The sequence below is a fragment of the Rhizobium sp. B230/85 genome (genome assembly GCF_019355735.1).
In the GTDB taxonomy this organism is placed as follows: domain Bacteria; phylum Pseudomonadota; class Alphaproteobacteria; order Rhizobiales; family Rhizobiaceae; genus Rhizobium; species Rhizobium rhododendri.
In genome coordinates this window covers 325,250-343,354 of sequence record NZ_CP072157.1, presented here as the reverse complement: position 1 = coordinate 343,354, position 18,105 = coordinate 325,250, and the positions used below count along the sequence as shown (strand labels likewise).

15 protein-coding genes are annotated in these 18,105 nt (G+C 60.9%); 7 read left to right on the top strand and 8 right to left on the bottom strand.

Features of this window, described 5'->3' with window-relative positions; all coding sequences use genetic code 11:
* Positions 1-188 precede the first annotated feature (188 nt).
* The 6 genes from J5289_RS19740 to J5289_RS19715 all read left to right on the top strand — a co-directional run bounded on the left by J5289_RS19740 (position 189) and on the right by J5289_RS19715 (position 6,263).
* Positions 189-1,343, top strand: coding sequence for a TIGR03364 family FAD-dependent oxidoreductase (locus J5289_RS19740; RefSeq protein ID WP_142832244.1), 1,155 nt, complete (start codon positions 189-191; stop codon positions 1,341-1,343).
* Positions 1,340-2,161, top strand: a complete 822-nt coding sequence (gene phnX / locus J5289_RS19735) for a phosphonoacetaldehyde hydrolase (RefSeq protein WP_142832243.1) — start codon at positions 1,340-1,342, stop codon at positions 2,159-2,161. The genes J5289_RS19740 and phnX overlap by 4 nt, the downstream gene beginning before the upstream one ends.
* Before the next feature lie 106 nt (positions 2,162-2,267).
* Complete coding sequence (locus tag J5289_RS19730; RefSeq protein ID WP_247749406.1) at positions 2,268-3,410, top strand: ABC transporter substrate-binding protein; 1,143 nt, start codon at positions 2,268-2,270, stop codon at positions 3,408-3,410.
* A gap of 5 nt (positions 3,411-3,415) precedes the next feature.
* On the top strand, positions 3,416-4,333 hold the full coding sequence (locus J5289_RS19725) for an ABC transporter permease (protein WP_161991026.1): 918 nt from the start codon (positions 3,416-3,418) through the stop codon (positions 4,331-4,333).
* A complete protein-coding gene (locus J5289_RS19720; protein WP_209185935.1) occupies positions 4,321-5,229 on the top strand; it encodes an ABC transporter permease in 909 nt (302 codons plus the stop codon). The genes J5289_RS19725 and J5289_RS19720 overlap by 13 nt, the downstream gene beginning before the upstream one ends.
* Positions 5,226-6,263, top strand: a complete 1,038-nt coding sequence (locus J5289_RS19715; RefSeq protein WP_209185934.1) for an ABC transporter ATP-binding protein — start codon at positions 5,226-5,228, stop codon at positions 6,261-6,263. The genes J5289_RS19720 and J5289_RS19715 overlap by 4 nt, the downstream gene beginning before the upstream one ends.
* A 767-nt stretch (positions 6,264-7,030) precedes the next feature.
* On the opposite strand, the gene fhuB is transcribed toward J5289_RS19715, so the two are convergent.
* The 6 genes from fhuB to J5289_RS19685 all read right to left on the bottom strand — a co-directional run bounded on the left by fhuB (position 7,031) and on the right by J5289_RS19685 (position 14,286).
* Positions 7,031-8,995, bottom strand: a complete 1,965-nt coding sequence (gene fhuB / locus J5289_RS19710) for a Fe(3+)-hydroxamate ABC transporter permease FhuB (protein ID WP_209185933.1) — start codon at positions 8,993-8,995, stop codon at positions 7,031-7,033.
* Entirely contained in the window at positions 8,992-9,876 is an 885-nt protein-coding gene (locus tag J5289_RS19705; protein WP_209208009.1) for an iron-siderophore ABC transporter substrate-binding protein, read from the bottom strand. Before J5289_RS19705 ends, fhuB begins: the two co-directional genes overlap by 4 nt.
* Positions 9,877-9,889: 13 nt before the next feature.
* Positions 9,890-10,666 carry an ABC transporter ATP-binding protein gene (locus J5289_RS19700; protein ID WP_247749392.1) on the bottom strand — a complete coding sequence of 259 codons (777 nt, stop codon included), beginning with the start codon at positions 10,664-10,666 and terminating at the stop codon, positions 9,890-9,892.
* Between the two features lie 32 nt (positions 10,667-10,698).
* Positions 10,699-11,628, bottom strand: a complete 930-nt coding sequence (locus J5289_RS19695; RefSeq protein ID WP_374108303.1) for an alpha/beta hydrolase — start codon at positions 11,626-11,628, stop codon at positions 10,699-10,701.
* Positions 11,629-11,763: 135 nt separating this feature from the next.
* Positions 11,764-13,830: a TonB-dependent siderophore receptor gene (locus J5289_RS19690; protein ID WP_247750850.1), complete on the bottom strand. Its 2,067-nt coding sequence runs from the start codon at positions 13,828-13,830 to the stop codon at positions 11,764-11,766.
* A 120-nt stretch (positions 13,831-13,950) separates the two neighbouring features.
* Entirely contained in the window at positions 13,951-14,286 is a 336-nt protein-coding gene (locus tag J5289_RS19685; protein WP_209185929.1) for a hypothetical protein, read from the bottom strand.
* Between the two features lie 186 nt (positions 14,287-14,472).
* Here J5289_RS19685 and J5289_RS19680 point away from each other — a divergent pair, with 186 nt between their 5' ends.
* Positions 14,473-15,612 (top strand): hypothetical protein, encoded by a 1,140-nt coding sequence (locus J5289_RS19680; protein WP_209185928.1) that lies wholly within the window; start codon positions 14,473-14,475, stop codon positions 15,610-15,612.
* Here the strand turns inward: J5289_RS19680 and J5289_RS19675 are convergent, their stop codons facing one another.
* A complete protein-coding gene (locus tag J5289_RS19675; protein ID WP_209208011.1) occupies positions 15,613-17,139 on the bottom strand; it encodes a sugar ABC transporter ATP-binding protein in 1,527 nt (508 codons plus the stop codon). It lies immediately after the preceding gene.
* Positions 17,139-18,098 carry a sugar ABC transporter substrate-binding protein gene (locus J5289_RS19670; RefSeq protein ID WP_209185926.1) on the bottom strand — a complete coding sequence of 320 codons (960 nt, stop codon included), beginning with the start codon at positions 18,096-18,098 and terminating at the stop codon, positions 17,139-17,141. Before J5289_RS19670 ends, J5289_RS19675 begins: the two co-directional genes overlap by 1 nt.
* Between the last annotated feature and the right edge of the window lie 7 nt (positions 18,099-18,105).

Genomic DNA, 18,105 nt, shown 5'->3' with positions numbered 1-18,105 from the left:
CCAGATCAGAGCGGGATCGGACGCCCGGAAGAGCGCTCCACCCGCTTCTGGCGAGCGAATATCAAATTTAGTCAGCTTGCGGCCTTTGTTTTTCAAGATCGCGCGCCTTGCGGTACGCGGTGATCGCGCAACCGTGCCGGCGCTGCGCTTACGATGACGGGTCGAATGAGATTTTCAAGGAGCCGTGTGTGCCTTATTCGTATGACGTTGCCGTTGTCGGCGCTGGAATTGTAGGACTTGGGGCAGCCTTGGCCGCTGCCGCACAGGGCCGAAAAGTTGTCGTGATAGAGCGCAACCCGGCCGCAGTGGGCGCATCCATTCGCAATTTCGGCTTCGTCACGGTTACCGGGCAGCAGGCCGGCGCCCACTGGGCGCGGGCGATGCGAAGCCGCGACATCTGGAAAGACCTCGTCGTGCAGGCCGGCATCGCCGTGCATCATCGCGGCCTTGTCATGCCGGCCCGGCGAGCAGAGGCCGCTGCCGTACTCGAGGCTTTCCTGGCGACGCCGACGGGCGAGGATTGTCGCATGATCGGCAAAGCGGAGGCGCTGGATATCGTGCCGTCGCTGCGTTTGGACGGGATCGAAGCGATCCTCCACAGCCCGCATGAGCTGCGCGTCGAATCCCGCGAGGCCGTTGCCAAGGTCGCAGCCCATCTCGAGAATGCGTATGGCGTCGATTTCCTTTGGGGAACGGCGGCCCGGGCGGTGAGCGACCACGGCGTCGAGACCAGTCGCGGCATGGTCAGCGCAGATGCCGTTGTCGTCTGTCCAGGCGACGATTACTCCGGCCTCTATCCCGAACGGATCGCCGCCTACGGGCTCGATGTCTGCACCCTACAGATGCTGCGTGTAGCCCCTGCGACACCAGCGACGCTCGGTGCGGCTGTCATGTCCGATCTCAGCCTTGCCCGCTACGAAGGCTTCTCCGCCCTGCCCGAAGCCCAGGCCCTGGGTGCCCGCCTGGATCTCGAAGACGCCGAGAAGCGCGCGGCCGGTATCCACCTCATTGCCGTCCAGTCGGCTGACGGCTCCCTCGTCGTCGGCGACACCCATGTCTATGGCAACGCCCCGGCGCCCTTCAGCAGCGCGCGCTTCGATGACCTGATGCTCGACGAATTCGACCGCGTCTTCGACATGCCAGGCCGAAAGGTCATCGAGCGCTGGACAGGCTCCTATGCGCACGCAGCAGACAGGACAGTGCTGGTCGACGCTCCTCAACCGAACGTTCGCCTGGTCATTGTGACGGGCGGCACCGGCGCATCCACGGCATTCGCGCTTGGCGAGGAGGTGATCGCGGACCTCTACGGATCGGCACATTCACAACACGGAGTCCTCTCGTGACACACCTCAAGGCTGCAGTGTTCGATTGGGCCGGTACGGTCATCGACTTCGGATCGCGGGCGCCCATGGGCGTCTTCGTCGAGGCCTTTGCGAAATTCGACATCGAGGTCAGCGTCGTGGAGGCCAGGGAGCCGATGGGCCGGCCGAAATGGGATCATATTGCCGCCATGCTCGATCAGCCGCGCATCCGGCAAGTCTGGGCGAACAAGCACGGCACGGAGCCGACGAAGGCCGATATCGACCGCATCTACGCCGTCTTCGTGCCGATGAACGAAGCGGTCGTTCACAAGTTCGCCGATCTCGTTCCGGGCGCCCAACAGATTGCGGCCCGTTTGCGCGACATGGGCCTGAAGATCGGCTCCACCACCGGATATACGCGCTCGATCATGGAGCGGCTTTTGCCGCTGGCAAAGGCGCAGGGCTATGAGACCGACAATCTCGTCTGCGCGGGCGACCTGCCGGAGGGCCGGCCGACGCCGATGAACATGTATCGCTGCTTCATCGACCTCAATGTCTGGCCGGCCTCGGCCGTCGTCAAGATCGACGATACCGGTGTCGGTATCGATGAGGGCGTGGCAGCGGGATGCTGGACGGTCGGCGTCGCCCTCAGCGGCAACGAAGCCGGCGTCACGGTCGCTGAACTGGCAGCAATGACGAAGGCCGATGTCGATGCCCTGCGCGAAAAGGCAACGCGAACGCTGACGTCGCACGGTGTCGACTACGTGATCGATACCGTCGCCGATCTCATGCCGGTCATCACGGACATCGAAGCGCGACTTGCCCGCGGCGAGCGGCCGGGAGGCACAACATCCATATGACGGAGTGATCCGGCTGAGGCCGTGACTTGACCTGCAAGAATTTAACCATCGGGCCAACACCGACCCAAGGGTGCGGCCTTTTCAACGCCCAGGAGAAACCTTGACCATGACTCGTTTTCCGAAATCCCTTTCGACGCCGGCACTGCACCGCCGCGACTTCCTGGCCGGCGCGACGGTCCTTGCCGCCGGCGCAAGCCTCGGCCTGCCGCTCTTCGGCGCAAACGCTGCACGCGCAGCCGCCGATGCCGACTGGTCCGCTCCGGTCGATCTCGCCAAGGCAAAGATCCAAGCCGCTCAGTTCGATAGCTATGGCATGCCCGACAACTGGGCGAACTACGGCGAAGTCCTGAAGAAGATGGCCGAAGCCAACGGCTTCTCGTTGACCCACGTCGATACCGACATGAGCTCGCTCGAGGAGATCACCAAGTTCGACGCCGAAAAGAACAATCCAGTCGCGATCTCCGCCGATATCGGCATTCTCTTCGGGCCGGTTGCCGAAGCCCGCAAGGTGGTGCCCGACTATATGCCGCCGCGCGCAGCCAAGCTGCCGGTCGGCCTGAAGGGCGCCAATGGCGGATGGGTCGCGACCTACACGGGCGTGCCGGCCATGGTCGTCAACACCGACGTCATCAAGAACGTGCCGAAGACCTGGGATGATCTGCTGAAGCCAGAATATAAGGGCAAGATCAATGCGATCAACGCCGGTGGCTCCAGCGGCACCGATGTCGCCATGTTCATCGCATGGGCCTATGCCAACGGCGGAAGCGAAGTCGACATCGAAAAGGGTGTCGACTTCGCAAAGAAGATGCTGCCGCAGTTCTCGTCTGCTGCTTCGAACGCGCAAACGCTGGAACGCGGCGAACTGCCGATCCAGCTGAAATACGATTTCAACTGCATCGCCGCCGCCGAGACCGTGCGCGCAAAGGGCGTCAAGGCCGAAGTCGTCATCCCGACCGTATCGATCTACGCACCGTCGGCGTTGATGATCAACCGCTACAACACGGCTAAGATGAACGCAGGCAAGCTGCTTCTCGATTTCGTCCTGTCCGACGAAGCGCAGATCGCCTTTGCCAAGTTCGGCGCCCGTCCGATCCGCTGGGTGCTCGGCGAATTGAAACTTCCTAAGGAAGCAACGGCCGGATGGTTACCGGATGCCGACTACGCCGGCGTCAAGATCATTCCTGATTGGTCGAAGGTATCCGTCGAAAAGATCGCCGCCGTTTGGCAGGAACAGGTCGCGGAAGGCTGATCCCGATGACCGATATCGGCAGGTCTGTTTCCACCGCCGCATCGCGAGGCCCCACAAGGGCCTCGCCTTGGCGCATCATCAAGCGCTGGTTCGTCGACTGGTCGCTGGCTCTGCCGATCATCATCGTCGCCACTTTCATGCTGTTCGTGCCCTGTCTGGTCATGCTGCGTCAGAGTTTCGCGGACGCGACGGGAGGCGGCTTCACGCTTGCCAACTGGATAAGCGTCTTTTCTGCCAAGACGCTGCGCGCCGCGATGATCAACAGCCTGATGCTCGGCTTCACTGTCGCGACGATCGCGCTTCTCGTCGGCGCGCCGCTTGCCTGGATCGTGTCGCGCATGACCCGGCTGAACCGGGCGATCCATCTCGGCATCCTCAACGTTGCCACCAATTTCAGCGGCATCGGCCTCGGCTTTGCCTTCGTGGCGGCGCTCGGGACCTACGGCATGGTGACACTGTCGCTTCAGGCGCTGGGCTTGCCCGTGCAACCGCCCGCACCCAACACGTTCTGGGGGCTGGTCATAGCCTACGAATATAGCAACGTGCCTCTGTTCGTCCTTCTGTGCCTGCCGGCGATGAGCCTTCTGCGCGATGAATGGTGGGAGGCGGCACAAACCTGCTCGGCCTCCCGTCTGCAGTTCTGGAGCAGGATCGGATGGCCGGTGCTGCGGCCGTTCCTGCTCGCTTGCTGGCTTCTGATTTTCACTTGGTCTGTCGGCATGTACGGGGTGCCGGTCGCGCTTCTCGGTACATCGCCCACGGCTTTTCGTCTCGTCACCGTCGAGATGAGCCAGTCAATGCTGGGTTCGCTGTTCGGGTCGCAGCGCATGCCGGTTCTAGCCGTCATACTGATGCTTCTCGCGGCATTCAGCCTCACCCTTTACCGCATTATCGTTCGACGAGGGACGCAATGGCTGAGTTGAGCCTCCAAACCACACAATCGCCGCATGCCACGCCGACGGTCGCCGTTGTCGGTCTGCTGGCGCGAACGCGGCGGTTACCGGTTGCTGCCTTTCTGCTGCTGGTACTGACGATCGCCTATATCATGGTGCCGATGCTTGCCGTCTTTTTCTATGGCGTGGCCACCCGTTGGTCGACGAGCATTCTGCCGGACGGATATACGCTCGCCCACTGGAGAGACGCCTTCATCGACATGCGGTTTCTGTCCGTTCTCTGGCGTTCCGTATGGCTTGCCGTGCTTGTCGCTGCTATCGACGTGCTGCTAGTGGCGCCCGCGGTCTACTGGCAGAGGGTCCGCAATCCCGCGATCCGACCGGTCCTGGAACTTCTCGCAGCCATTCCCTTCGCGGTGCCGCTCCTCGTCATCGCTTTCGGCTTGCTGAAGGCAACCGGCGATAACGCACCATTCCTGCAGGGAACGGTCGGGCTTGTCGTGGGAGCCCATGTCGCGGTGGCTTTTTCCTTCGTGTACTGGGCCATCGACGGGTCGATGGCTGCTGCCAACGTTCTGGCGCTTACCGAGGCGTCCCGGACCTGCGGCGCCGACCTCTGGACGACGATCCGCCGCGTTATCCTTCCCAATATCGGCCCCGGCATCGCCAGCGGGGCCATCCTAGCCTTCGGCATCAGCTTCAACGAAATCGCCATCGTGCAGGTGCTGGTCGGCAGCCGCTTCGAAACCGTGCCGCTTTACACGCTCAACCTCCTGAAGAGCACGGATGCCGACTTCAATATTCTCGCCGTCATGACTATCATCACCTTCTTCATCACACTGGCGCTATCGATCGGCGTGGTCGCGCTCAAGCTCGGGCGCGCCTCGACCGTCGGCACCCCCATGCCGGGAAAGGCTGGAAAATGAGCACGATCACCATCGACCGCATCTCCAAACGCTATGGCGGCAAGATTGCCCTGGACGATATCAGTCTTCAGGTGGAAAGCGGCGAGATGATCGCGCTTCTGGGCAGTTCCGGGTGTGGCAAGACCACTCTGCTGCGTTGTATTGCAGGCCTGGCACAGGCGGACAAAGGCCGTATTCTGTTTGGTGGCGAGGACGTGACTGACCTGCCAACCCAAGGACGACCGATCGGCATGGTTTTCCAGGCCTACGCGCTGTTTCCAAACATGACCGTGCGCGACAATATCGCTTTCCCGCTTAAGGTGCGGGGAATGGCTCAGGCCAAGATCGCAGCCCGTGTTGACGAACTTCTCGCGCTTGTCGGTCTCGACGAACGCGCCGATCACCATCCGAACACGCTGTCCGGCGGCCAGCAGCAGCGCACCGCGCTTGCCAGGGCGCTCGCACCCGATCCTGCGGTTCTCCTGCTCGACGAGCCGCTATCGGCGCTTGATGCCGTCGTGCGGGATTACCTGCGAGACGAAATCCGCCGCATCCAGCAGAGCATTCGAACCACCGCCATACTTGTCACCCACGACCAGTCCGAAGCCCTGGCCGTCGCCGATCGTGTCGTCGTCATGCGCAGCGGTCGAGCCGAACAGGTTGCGACGCCTGCCGACCTCTACAATGCGCCGGCGACCGATTTTAGTGCCGGTTTCATCGGCAATAGAAACCGGTTTGATCTGCCGGTACGCGACGGTTCTGTCCAGTTGGGCAAGGCTCTGCTGTTTTCGGTCGGCGCCATTGGCGACAGGGCGCAGGTTTTCGTGCGTTCCGAGGACATCCGCATGATGCAGCTCGGTCAAGGCCATCCGGCGCGCGTCGATGCGCGTATGTTTCAGGGGCAGACAACGCGCTTTTATCTGCAGCTTGATCTGGAAGAGGGCCCGGTACGGCTGCGCGTCGATTGGCCGAGCCGTAGCTGCGCAGATGTTCAGGTCGGAAGCCTCGTTCATGTAACGATAGATCCGGCCGATGCACATGTATTTCCAGCCTGAGCCACGACCTCTTCGAGAGATTTTCCTAAAAGGCTGCCTTTCTTGAGATCACTTAAGACCGCTTATCTTGGGTATGCCGAAACTATCAATTCGTGCGGCAAATATTTTGATCCGGGATGGTTCTAGCTTCGGTGGCAGACCAGAATATCCGCAAGACTCGAGAGGTGTGTCCGTTCTCCAGACAACAGACAGGGCGTCAAGACGGATCCGCTTGTGCAGTTTGCGTCGAAGCGATTTCACTGAGCAGGCCATCGCGGCGCTCGAAGAGATTCGAACTGAATTGGAGCCGGCCGCTCGTCGCTTTCGTGGGAGCTATCCAGTCAAAGTATCCGAGTAGGTGGCATCCTCTGGAAATTGGCTGTCTGCTGACGCACCCACGGGCGGCTACGAGACCAACGGCGCCTCAGTGGCGACAACCTAGGCCGTCTTTGCAAGCCTTATCGCACTTGCCATGGCCATCGCCATTGCCGTTGAGGCCAAGAGCATGACAGCTGGATAGATATAGATAAGCCCATTTGAGCTGGTGGGCGCCTTGAGAGGATCTGAACCTACGGCCCACCAATTGAACGCGGAAATTATTTCCGGATGTTGCCGCGCAATGCGTCATTGCGCCGTGACGGTTTGGAACCGTCGACCACATCGCCTGCAAAGACACACTTGTAAATCGCTAAGTTTTTCTGCAGCTTGGAAATATGGCCGCCGCTCATCCGCTGAGCAGTCGCCAGCAGTGATACCGATTTCCCGCACGCAACGGCGCAAACCCTCGCCTAACGTCGTCTGCTCAACAAGAACATCAAGCAGGGAGCGCCGATAAGGGCCGAAACGAGCCCTGCCGGGATCTGATACGGCGCCGCGACCGTGCGGCCGACAAAATCTGCCGCCACGATCAGTCCGCCACCGATGAGGGCAGCGGCCACCATCTGCGGCGTTGCACGGGTCAGACCGGCTTCCCTGGCAAGATGCGGCCCCATGAGGCCAACGAAAGACAGCGGCCCGACAGTCAGGGTTGCTGCTGCGGTCATCAGACCAGCCAGCCCGAACAGCGCCAATCTCGATTTTGCCAGCGGTATGCCGATGGCAGCCGACGAAACCGGTCCGAGCGGCAGGATGTCCAGCCAGCGGCGTGCGGCAAATGCGACGGCAATCAGCGTGGCAGCGATTGCCACCTCCGCCGTGGCTGTCGCACCGGTCACCAGATAGGTTGAACCGCTCATCCAGCGCATCAGCAGGGCTGTCCTTGGGTCGCCCGTCGCGCTCAACACTCCGACGACGGCATCAACCATGGCGCTGAGCGCAATACCGGCAAGGAGAACCCGTTCCGGGGCAAAATTGGAGCGCCGCGACGTCAGCAGAATAGCGGCGAGCACGAGGATTGCGCCGGCGCCAGCGAACAAGAACTGGCTGAAAAACCCCGAAGAGACGGCAAACAGCGCGATAGCGAGGCCAAAGGTCGCGCCAGCGCTGATGCCGAGAACTTCCGGGCTTGCCATCTCGTTGCCGGTCAATCGCTGGAGGATCACTCCCGCCACGCCGAGCATGGCACCGGATGCGAGCGCGGCGAAAATTTTCGGAGCGCGGATTGAAAGGATGTCATCGAAGAATTCGCCGGACAATACAGTCCAGCCCCCCGGCCCGCGACCGACAAAAAGGCTGACACTCACAAGAATGAGGACGGCGACGATAGCAATGGCGACGGGCACCTCGGCACTCCATCGGCGCGGTCGATGCCATGATGCCAATTCTTGGATCCTGTGGCGTATCTTCATTCGCGGCAATAGCGCCAGCAGCAGGGGCGAGCCAAAGATGGCGGTTGCCGCACCGGTCGGAATAAAATCGCCAAGCGCGCCCGACGCCAGTTGCAGAATGGCGTCGGCGAGGAAGAGCAAGCCCGCACCGATCAATGGTGACCAGAAGATCAGCTGGACCGGCCGCCGCGCGCCGGCAAGCCGCGCAAGCGTTGGTGCAACCAGTCCGATGAAGCCGATGACGCCAACAGCGCTGGTGATGAAGGCGGCAAGCATCACCGCGCAGGCAACGACCAGGACACGAAGCCGGGCCAGCTTCACCCCGACGGCCGCGGAACTGCTTTCCCCCAGATCGATGAGCGAAAGCGGCCGAACCAGCAAGGCGCAGATCACTGCAATAGCGGCTATTTTCCAAGACAGCGCCATGGGAATGACCCAGCTCTGCTGGGCAAGCGACCCGGCGCCCCAGATGAACAGGCTCGCCAGATAGCGCTGGTTCAGATAGGTCAGGATCGCCGCCAATCCCCCGCACCAAAGGCTCAGCACCAGACCCGACAGAACCAGGGAATAGGGAGAGAAGCCGCGTCTGGCGCCGAAGCCGACGACAATTGCGGCAGCCGCGGCACTTCCCAGCAGGGCGACAATGTCGCGACCCGCACCGAGAAGGCCGGGCATGAACAGCGAGACCACCACTAGGGCGAGATTGGCGCCGGCCGAAACGCCGAGCGTTGTCGGATCGGCCAGCGGGTTTCGAAGCACCTGCTGGAAAAGCGCGCCGGACAATGCGAGCGCAGCACCGGCAAGCAAGGCCGTCGCCAGGCGGGGCAATGTCGAATAGCAAAGCACCATTCGCTGGATGTCGTAGCCTTGGCCCACCGCGCTTGACAGCGCCGGCGCTATCAGAAACCAGGACGCCAAGCAGCCGCTGCAGAGCAGCAGCAAGAGGACCAGCGCCGGTCCCCGGTTGTCGCGAAAAAATGCATTCATGGCTGTTGGTCCATAAGGTCGGTCACGATGCCGGCAAAACGCATCGCCTCGTTGACCATGCCGAACATCAGCGCCGGCGGAACGATTGACAGCTGGCCGGGCCGGGAGAACGGCAGCGCCTGCCACAAGGGGCTGTCGGCAAGTTTCGGCAGGACGTCGGCGGGGACGGGATCGAAGGCGATGAGCCGCGCCCGCGGATCGGTGACACTGGCAAGCTCCTCGATGCCGATCGTCTCGAAGCCCCAATAGTTCGATTGCCGCGTCCAGGCGTTGCGCAGGCCGATGCGCTCGAGCGTATTGTGAAACAGACCCGGCGCCGAATAGACGCGGGCATGGCGGGCATCCATGAAGGTCACCAGGACGACGGGCGGCATGGCTCGTCCCGCCAACCGCTGGCGGCATGCGTCGAAGAATGTTTCGGATCGCGCCAGAAAGAGCTCTCCCTCGCGTTCACGGCCGAGTACGGCAGCGAGCTTGCGCGTCGCCGCGATCACGGACGGCAGGATCGGGCCGGAATCGGGCGTGAAAATCTCCATTCGCAGCACCTTGGCAATTGGCTGGAGTCTCGGCAGCAGATCGTCAAGGTAGGGCGTCGTCAGGATGACGTCCGGCTTCAGCTGCATGAGGATCTCGAAGTCCACCTCGTAGGAACTGCCGATATCGACGACCGATAGCGGCATGGCGGGCTCGACGACCCATTTGTCCCAGTCGGCGCGATCCGACATCCCGACGGGTGGCAATCCAAGCGACAACAGCGTCGAGGCAAGTCCGTAATCGAGGCTGACGACCCTTTGTCCCGCGACCTCGGCCAGCAGTGGCGTCGAAGCAAGTATGGCTGCGGCAGCAGCGCCATGCAGAAATGCGCGTCTTGAAATGTCCATTTTCGACCGGGCCTCAGCAGGCATAGGCGAGCGGATGCGACAGGGTCGGAACGGCAATCACATCCATGTTGATCCCGTAGATGGCATGAAGCGTGTCAGGCACGAGTATTTGCTCCGGCGTGCCACTGGCCACGACCCGGCCGCCTTTCAGCGCGTGGATTCGATCGCAGAAGCGGGCAGCCATGTTGATGTCATGCAGGACGACGATGATGCTTCTGCCGCCTTCATGCGCCAGCCGCCGTACGAGCGACAGAATTTCGATCTGGTGCGCGATATCCAGAGCGGCCGTCGGTTCATCGAGCAGCAGGCATTGGGCATCCTGGGCGATCAGCATGGCAATCCAGGCCCGCTGGCGTTCGCCACCGGACAGTGAGCCCACGAGCCGCTCGGCAAAGGCCTCGATATGGGTGGCGGCAATGGCTGCCTCGACCTTTTCCCTGTCACGGCTGGAGAAACGACCGAGTGCCCCGTGCCACGGGTAGCGTCCGCAAGCCACAAGTTCGCGGATCGTCATCTCCGACCCCGTGCCCAGGTCCTGCGGCAGATAGGCGACCGACCGTGCAAAGTCACGTCCTTGAAAATGTCTGAGATCGCGACCGCCGTAAGCCACCGACCCGGCGGTCGGCGTCAGCTGCCGCGCCAGGATCTTGAGGAGACTGGACTTGCCCGACCCGTTATGGCCGACAAGCGCCACGACTTCGCCTGCAGGAAAACTGAGGCTGACGTTCGACAGGATCGCATTTCCGTCAATGGCAAGGTCGATATTCTCCGCCTCGAAAGCCTTCGTCATTTCCAACATATCGTGGCCAAGCTGCATTGAGATCACGCCGTCCCCTGTTCAGTTGCTGAGCGCGCGCCGGGAGCGCGGCTATCCCTCACCCGCGGCCCGCCGCTCCGAAATGCGATGCTGACGGCGCGATTGACTGCCGGCCCGAGCACAGACATATGGGTTTCGCCCATAAATAGTTCGAATTGCGTCTGAATGCCGTCTTCGGACCCGTTCAGACGATCGGCCATTTCCTGTGCCAACGCGACGGTCCGTTCGACTTTCCGCTTCTCCAGACGCGATGCAGCGTCGTCGTTCTGGTACTGGAAGGGGGCCAGTCTATCGCCCTCATATTCGCCGGCCGAGAGATGCAGGAAGGCCGCGTTGCCCGCCGGACGCTGGCGGCGCGCCTCGTTGTTCAGAATTTCGCTGCCTTCCCAATGGATGGAAGGGCTCGCCGCAATCCAGTTGGCAAACAGGCCCGGGCGTTCGAAAAGCGCGTAGAGGGTGAAAAGACCACCGAAAGAATGCCCGAAAAGCGACCGCCGCGTCGCGTCAAGCCGTACCATTCCGTCGAGATGCGGCAAGAGTTGCGTCTCGATGAAGTCGAGTAGTTCCCCCGTTCCGCCGATGCGGACAGCTGGACCGCCCTCAAAATAGGCCGGATAGGATTTGATCGGCGGCGGCCCCAGATCCCACGCTCGTCGGAATGCATCATAAGGCTCGTCCGACGGATAGCCGATTGCCGCGACGACGCCCCAGCCGACATTCGTGCCTGATGGAAAAGGCGCCTGCGTCACCAGGCTGGCAAAGGCGAAGGGAAAGGTCGCATTGCCATCGGTCAGAACCAAAAGCGGCCATCCCTCCGCCGGCGGCTCACCCTTCGGCCTAAACAGGAAGATCCGATAGGGCTCGCTGCCGGCAGTTGGTGCCAGGTCGAAATAAAGGGTCCCGGGCAACCCGCAGGCTGGTTCAGTCATATTCATCTCGTTGTCTTTTTTGAGCCAGGTGACACCGTATCAGACGGGAAGAGTCTCAATGCGCTCTTCCCGAGTAAGAAGTCGTGCTGCCTGGCCACAAGACGGCAAGGCGCGCTGTCCCCGGCGCCAGGATTCGGACAATCACCACTTGTATTTCAGCGTGGCTAAGGCCGTGCGGCCCTGGCCGAAATAGCAATAACCATCGTTGCAAACCTGTTCTTCGCGGTTGGCGAGGTTGGTTGCGCTGAGAGCAAGCGAAAGCCCCTTCAGGTCAGGCGATTTTACCCCGAAGTCGTAGGAGATCGACGCATCGAAATAGACGGCGCCGGCATTCTTGGCGGTGTTGTAATCGTCTGTGTAGGACGTGCTCGTGGCGCGGACACCGCCGCCGATGCTGACGCCGCTCATCGCCATGTCGTCAGGCACATCATAGTTGACCCACAGCGAAGCGACATGCCGCGGCGTCGTTGTCGGTGTGTTGCCGATGATGGCGCTGTCGAGATTGTTAGTGATTTCGCCATGGGCGTAGGTATAGGCAGCGATAAAGCTGATGCCGTTGTCGAAGCTCTTGCGGCCTTCGAGCTCGAAGCCCGTAAAGGTGTTTTCACCGGAGTTCTCGTAGATGTAAATCGGACCGGAGGCACCCGCATATTGCGGTTTACCCGTCTCCACGAGGCGGTAGACCGCCGTGCTGAGGGAGAAATCTCCACCGTCTGGCTGGTACTTGATGCCTGTTTCTATCTGGCGACCCTTTGTCGGATCGAGCACGCCCCCGTTAGCGGAGCGCTGTGTCGAGGGCACGAAAGAGGTACCGTAGCTGACGTAAGGAGCGATACCATTTTCAAAGTGGTAAAGAAGGCCGACCTGGCCCGACAGAGCACCATCGCTTTTCTCGGCGCCGGTGTCTGCAACCTTGTCGGTGGTCTCTTGATGCAGCCAGTCGTAACGCAGGCCGCCAACGAAGCGCCAGTTTTCGATTGCTGCCTGTTCCTGCGCATACAGGCCGGTCTGCCGCAGATCATTGCCGGTGAAGCCGGTGAGCTCCGGGCTCGGCGCGCTGCGGATATCGCCCGGCAAACTAGAGCCATAACCGTCGGCGAAATCGGAATTGACGGCTGTGTAGTCGAGCCCACCAAGCACGGTATGGGATATGGCACCCGTGTCGAACTTGGCTTGAAGCTGATTGTCGATCTGGAAGGCGCGCACGTCGTCAGTAACCGCCGCGGTCGGCCACGCTGCGGTCGGGTCACTGAACATCGTCGTGCGGTCGGCATACCGCGCCTTCAGATGCAGATCGCTCACCCTTGCATTCTGCCGGAAGGTCAGGCCATCGTCGAATTCATGTTCGAACTGATAGCCCAGCTGGTACTGCCGAACTTTCTGATAATCGTATTTAGGATCACTGACGCGATAGATCTTGTCGTCGTTCTTGAAGGTCCAGGCGCTCGCGTCGGTTTCCGTATTCTGCGCAAGACCATAGACGGTCAGCTTGGTGCTTTCATCGGGCTTCAACGTGAAGGACGGCTGCAGCAGATAGCGGTCGTCGGCGATATCGTAGTTGGTCTCCCCCTGTCGGACCAACCCCACCACGCGGTAGAACATGTCGTCGCTCTGACCAACCGGACCGCCGAAATCGAACGCGGCCTGCTTGCGGCCGATCGTCCCATATTGAAGCTCGACTTCGTGGTGAGCCTCTTCCAGCGGCAGCTTGGAAATCTTGTTGACGATACCGGCGGCGCCGGCCGCACCATACATCACCGATACCGGTCCCTTCAGAACTTCGACGCGGTCGAGCGTGTAGACGTCCGTCGTGAACGTGCCATAGGTCATGACCGGCTGGCGCAGGCCATCGCGGAAATCGCCGTCCGTGGTCGTCTCGATGCCGCGGATGTTGATTTGATCGAAGCGCGGGTCGTATCCGAAGCCACCGGTTCCAATACCGGAGCTGTAGCGTGTCGCCTGGATCAGATCGGTGGCACCACGCTCCTCCATCTCCTTACGCGTTACCACGGCAACCGAGCGCGGCGTCTCGACGAGCGGCGTGTCGGTCTTCAAGGCAGAGACGGCACGGGTTGGAATGATCGTGTCGTTGTCCTCGCTAATTGTCTTCGCTTTTTTGGAACTATCGACAACGATCGGTGCAAGTTGCGTTCCGCCATCAGTGGCATCCTGGGCAAAAGCCTCGACCGGCAGAAATGCGACAGCCATGGCACCAATCAAAATGGTGGAGCTCAAAAGCTGTTTGCTGACAGGGAACTGATTGAACCGATACGTCATTGTTAGATCCTTGAAGGCAAGCGGTAAAATGCAAGAAATGATCCCGAGAGATCACGGATGTGAGACGCAGCGATGAAGTTCGCCGGGCAAGGTTTTCTCGCCGAGCGCAGCTATATGAACTCGAACTGCGCCAATCAATAAAATATGAGAAATTTTGTCATCTTTGACAACGGTGTAGTCAAATTTGCAACGGTTGCCACAGGGAAAGCTAAATAAAGCTGCGGATGTTGGTTGATAGACGCCTCGCGACGCGGTGGCATGCCACGTTACAGCATATTCGGCATCAACGCCGTCAAGGCGGACATCATTTCCGCCTATCGCCGCCCGCTTGAACGTTTTGCGCTTGAAGAGATACGAGCCGTCGACCCGGTTATTATCGCTGAACAATCGTTTTCTGAGTTTTTGCCGAAACACGAATGCTCGATGGCGTGAGATTCAGGACGGCTGGTTCCCTGTCATGTTAGATAGCCGCGCGACCAATTTCCAATCGCTCGCAAAAATCGAAGCAGTTTTCTTGCCAAGACCAATCCACCACCGCTAAAAGGTGCAACGCATTTATTCGGGGGGAACGAAGTGGATCTGCGATACGGCGTCAAGATTTACGATAATGACTGGTATCTGCGCCATAAATTGACGATCGTGGAGGCGACTAATCTGCTCGCCGATTGGGGTGTCACCTATGTCATCGCCCAGAGTAAATTCCTGCCGATGTCAAACTCCGCAGTACCCAGCAGCGTCACAGCAGCCGACAAAGATGCGTATGAGTCTCTTGACGACGTCGCCTTCCGTGAATTGCTGCGACAGCGCGGCATTGCCTATTTTGCCTGCCTCAATATCTGTTTCGACCCGGCCTTTTCGACGGCAAACCCGCAGCTTGCCGCAATTGACCAGCACGGCGATGCCGCCATTCAGCAGGACTGGTACATCGGCCTGCCGCCTGTCAGGCATGAAAACCTGACGCACAAGATTAGTCTGCTGCAAGAGGCGGTTTCCAAGCTCAAGCCGGACGCGGTCCATCTTGGCTTCATTCGCTGGCCGGGGTTTTGGGAGACGTGGCTGGATGGCGACGACCGGACACAGAAGGCGGAATACTGCTTCGCGGCCGAAACGATCGAACTGTTCAATGGCGATACCGGCTTGTCGATCCCTTCCAGCGATCCCGTCGCAGCCGCAAAAATGCTGACAGGCGCGCATCGCCAGGCTTGGACCACGTGGAAATGTGCCAAGACAGTCAAGGCCATTGCTGACATCCGGCACTCACTATCGTCGGTTCAGAGCGGCCTCCAATATTCGATCAACACGCTGCCGTTGTTCAGAAGCGATTTTGACAACGCCGTCGAAGAAGTCTTCGGACAGAACATTGCGATGCTGGCGGAGGTCGTCGATATTTTCGAGGTGATGGCCTATCACCAAATCCTCGCCAAACCGCCGACATGGCCTGCGGCCATTGCGACCGATATTGCCAGCCGCAGCGGCAAGCAGGCGATCTGCACGCTGCAGGTTCGCGCGCTCTATCTCGAAGGCATGCATGCGGGGCGCGGGCGAAATCCGGTGATCACCGAAAACGAATTTGCCTCAGCGCTCGACGCCCTTGCCCCGACGCCGGTGGACGGTGCCTGCGTTTTCACATTCACCGATCTCATCGACATGCGCGAGACGGAAGCGGGACGCTCCATGCTCGCGCATCTTAGCAATTTCCGGCGCGCCGGCTGATCAATTGCCGGCGGTGGACTTGCTCATCGCCGCCAGCAGGCTGGCGCGCGTCAGTTCGCCCTTGCGATAGGTTCCGGTCACTGCGCCGGCTGTCAGCACCAGGACCCGGTCGCTAAGATCGAGCAATTCGTCGAGATCGTCAGAAATGACCATGATGCCAGCCCCCTGCTGGGCCGACAGCCGGATCTGGTTGTGCAGTTCAGACTTGGCGCCGATATCGACGCCGGCGGTCGGCTGGTCGAGGATCATCACCTTCGGCTGCGAAGCAACCGCGCGTCCGAGCAGCACTTTTTGAGCATTGCCGCCACTGAGGTTGCCGACGATTTTCTTTCTGTCCGGCGGTCGGATGACGAAGCGTCTGATCATCTCCATGGCAAGCCGCGGCCGGCTGCCCGGGTTGACAATACCACCGGTCGACATCAGCTTGGCAAGGGCGCTGACCACGACATTCGCCTCGATCGACGACGACAGCGCAAGCCCGGACACCTTGCGGTCTTCTGGCACCAGCACCAATCCGCCGCGGGTCGAGCGCTCAGGATTGCGCCTTTTGATGACCAGTTTTCCCACGGCGACGTCGCCGGAACTGCGGACATCGCCAATGATGGCGCGCGCCAGGCGGGTTCGGCCGGAGCCGACCAAGCCGGCCAGGCCGACGATTTCACCCTGCCCGATGGAAAAGCTGACCTCGGGCCTGCCGACAACGCCGACGTTCTGTACGGAAAGTGCCTCGTCGCGGCCCTCCTGCGCGGCATAATCGACGGCAGCGGCACGGACGCCGGTGGCGTGATCGTTGCCGACCAGCTGCTGGGCCAGGCTCTCCACGGTGTAAGCATTGCCCGGCTTGGTTTCGACCACGGTGCCGTCGCGCATGACGGTGATGCGATCGGCAAGGCTGCAGACCTCGTCGAGGAAATGACTGATGTAGATGATGCCGACTTGCCGCTCGTTGGCCATGCGCCGCATGGTCTTGAACAGCAGTTCGCGTTCGGCCGGTGCAAGCCGCGCCGTCGGCTCGTCCATGACAAGGATGCGCAGATCCTGCGAGCAGGCCCGGACGATCTCGGTCAATTGCTGGGCGCCGACACCGAGGCGACGGACGGCGACATCCATCGGCAGGCTGATGCCGAGGCCGTCGGCCTCCCGCCGGGAGCGCTTGCGCAGCGCAGCGTAGTCAATCGTCCCGCCCAGCTTGCCGCGCGGCTCGCGGCCGAGCGCGATATTTTCTGCGACGCTCAAGTCCGGAATCAGCGAAAAATCCTGGTATATGATCGCCACGCCGCGTTTCAGCGCATCGGCCGGGGTCGTCCAGCGAACGGCCTCCCCGGCGACGCGGATATCGCCCTCGTAGTCGGCATAATTGCCGCCGAGGATTTTCATCAGCGTACTCTTGCCGGCCCCGTTATGGCCGACAAGAGCATGGATTTCGCCTGCCTTCAGTGAGAAGTCGACGCCACGGAGGACCTGGACACTGGAAAAGCTCTTCCGGATGTCATGCATCTCCAGAAGCATCGTCTCACCGTCTGACATCAGCCACCCCAAGCCGCTTTGTACTGCTCGACATTGTCTTTGGTGATCGTCGGCAGTTCGAGATAATGGTTGGGCGTCGGGATCTTGTCCGGCGTGCCCGCGAAGAACAACAGTGCATCCTCGATCGCGACCTGGCCCTGAGGTGCAGGATCCTGGTCGACGGTGCCGTAGACGGTACCCTTAACGATGGCATTGCGAACGTCGGCCGGGTAATCGCCCATGATGAATTTTACATCGGTACGACCGCTGGAGGCAGCAAAGGTCGCCCCATTGACGCCTTCAGGTCCCTGGTCGACAATCGCGTCGACAGAACCCTGCGGATACTTGCTGAGATAATCCTGGGTGATCGCCAGCGCCTTAGAATTGTCCCAGTCGGCAGCCTGCTTCTCGATGATCTTGATGCCCGGATGCTTCTTCAGTGCGTCCATCAGGCCGGCTTCGCGGTCGAGCTGGGCCGAGGTGCCGAGCTTGCCGACGATATAGGCGATCTTGCCATTCTCGCCGACGGCCTTGGCGACCAGCTCGCCCTGGGCCTGGCCGAAGGCAAAATCGTCGACGCCGACATAGGTCAGAACCTTGGCGCCGCTGCTGACGTCAGCCTTGGTGTTGACGGCCATGACCGGAATGCTGGCGGCATTGGCCTGCCGGATGATCGGCACGATGCCCTTCGGGTCGCTCGGCGCGATCATGATCATGTCGACCTGCTGGGCCATGAACTGCTGCACGACCGAAATCTGCGTCGACAGATCGCCATTGCCGCTCTGGATGTCGAGCTCGATGCCGTTCTTCTTGGCGGTTTCGGTCGCCGTCTTGATCAGGTTCGAATAGAACGGAACGGATGTGTTCCAGATCATGAAGCCGATCCGCTTGGCGTCGGCGGCATGGCCGAGGGTGGTGCCCATCATCAGGGCAAGGGTCGAGGCGGCAATCAGCACCGACCGGCGTTTGTGATTCTTCATAAGTTTC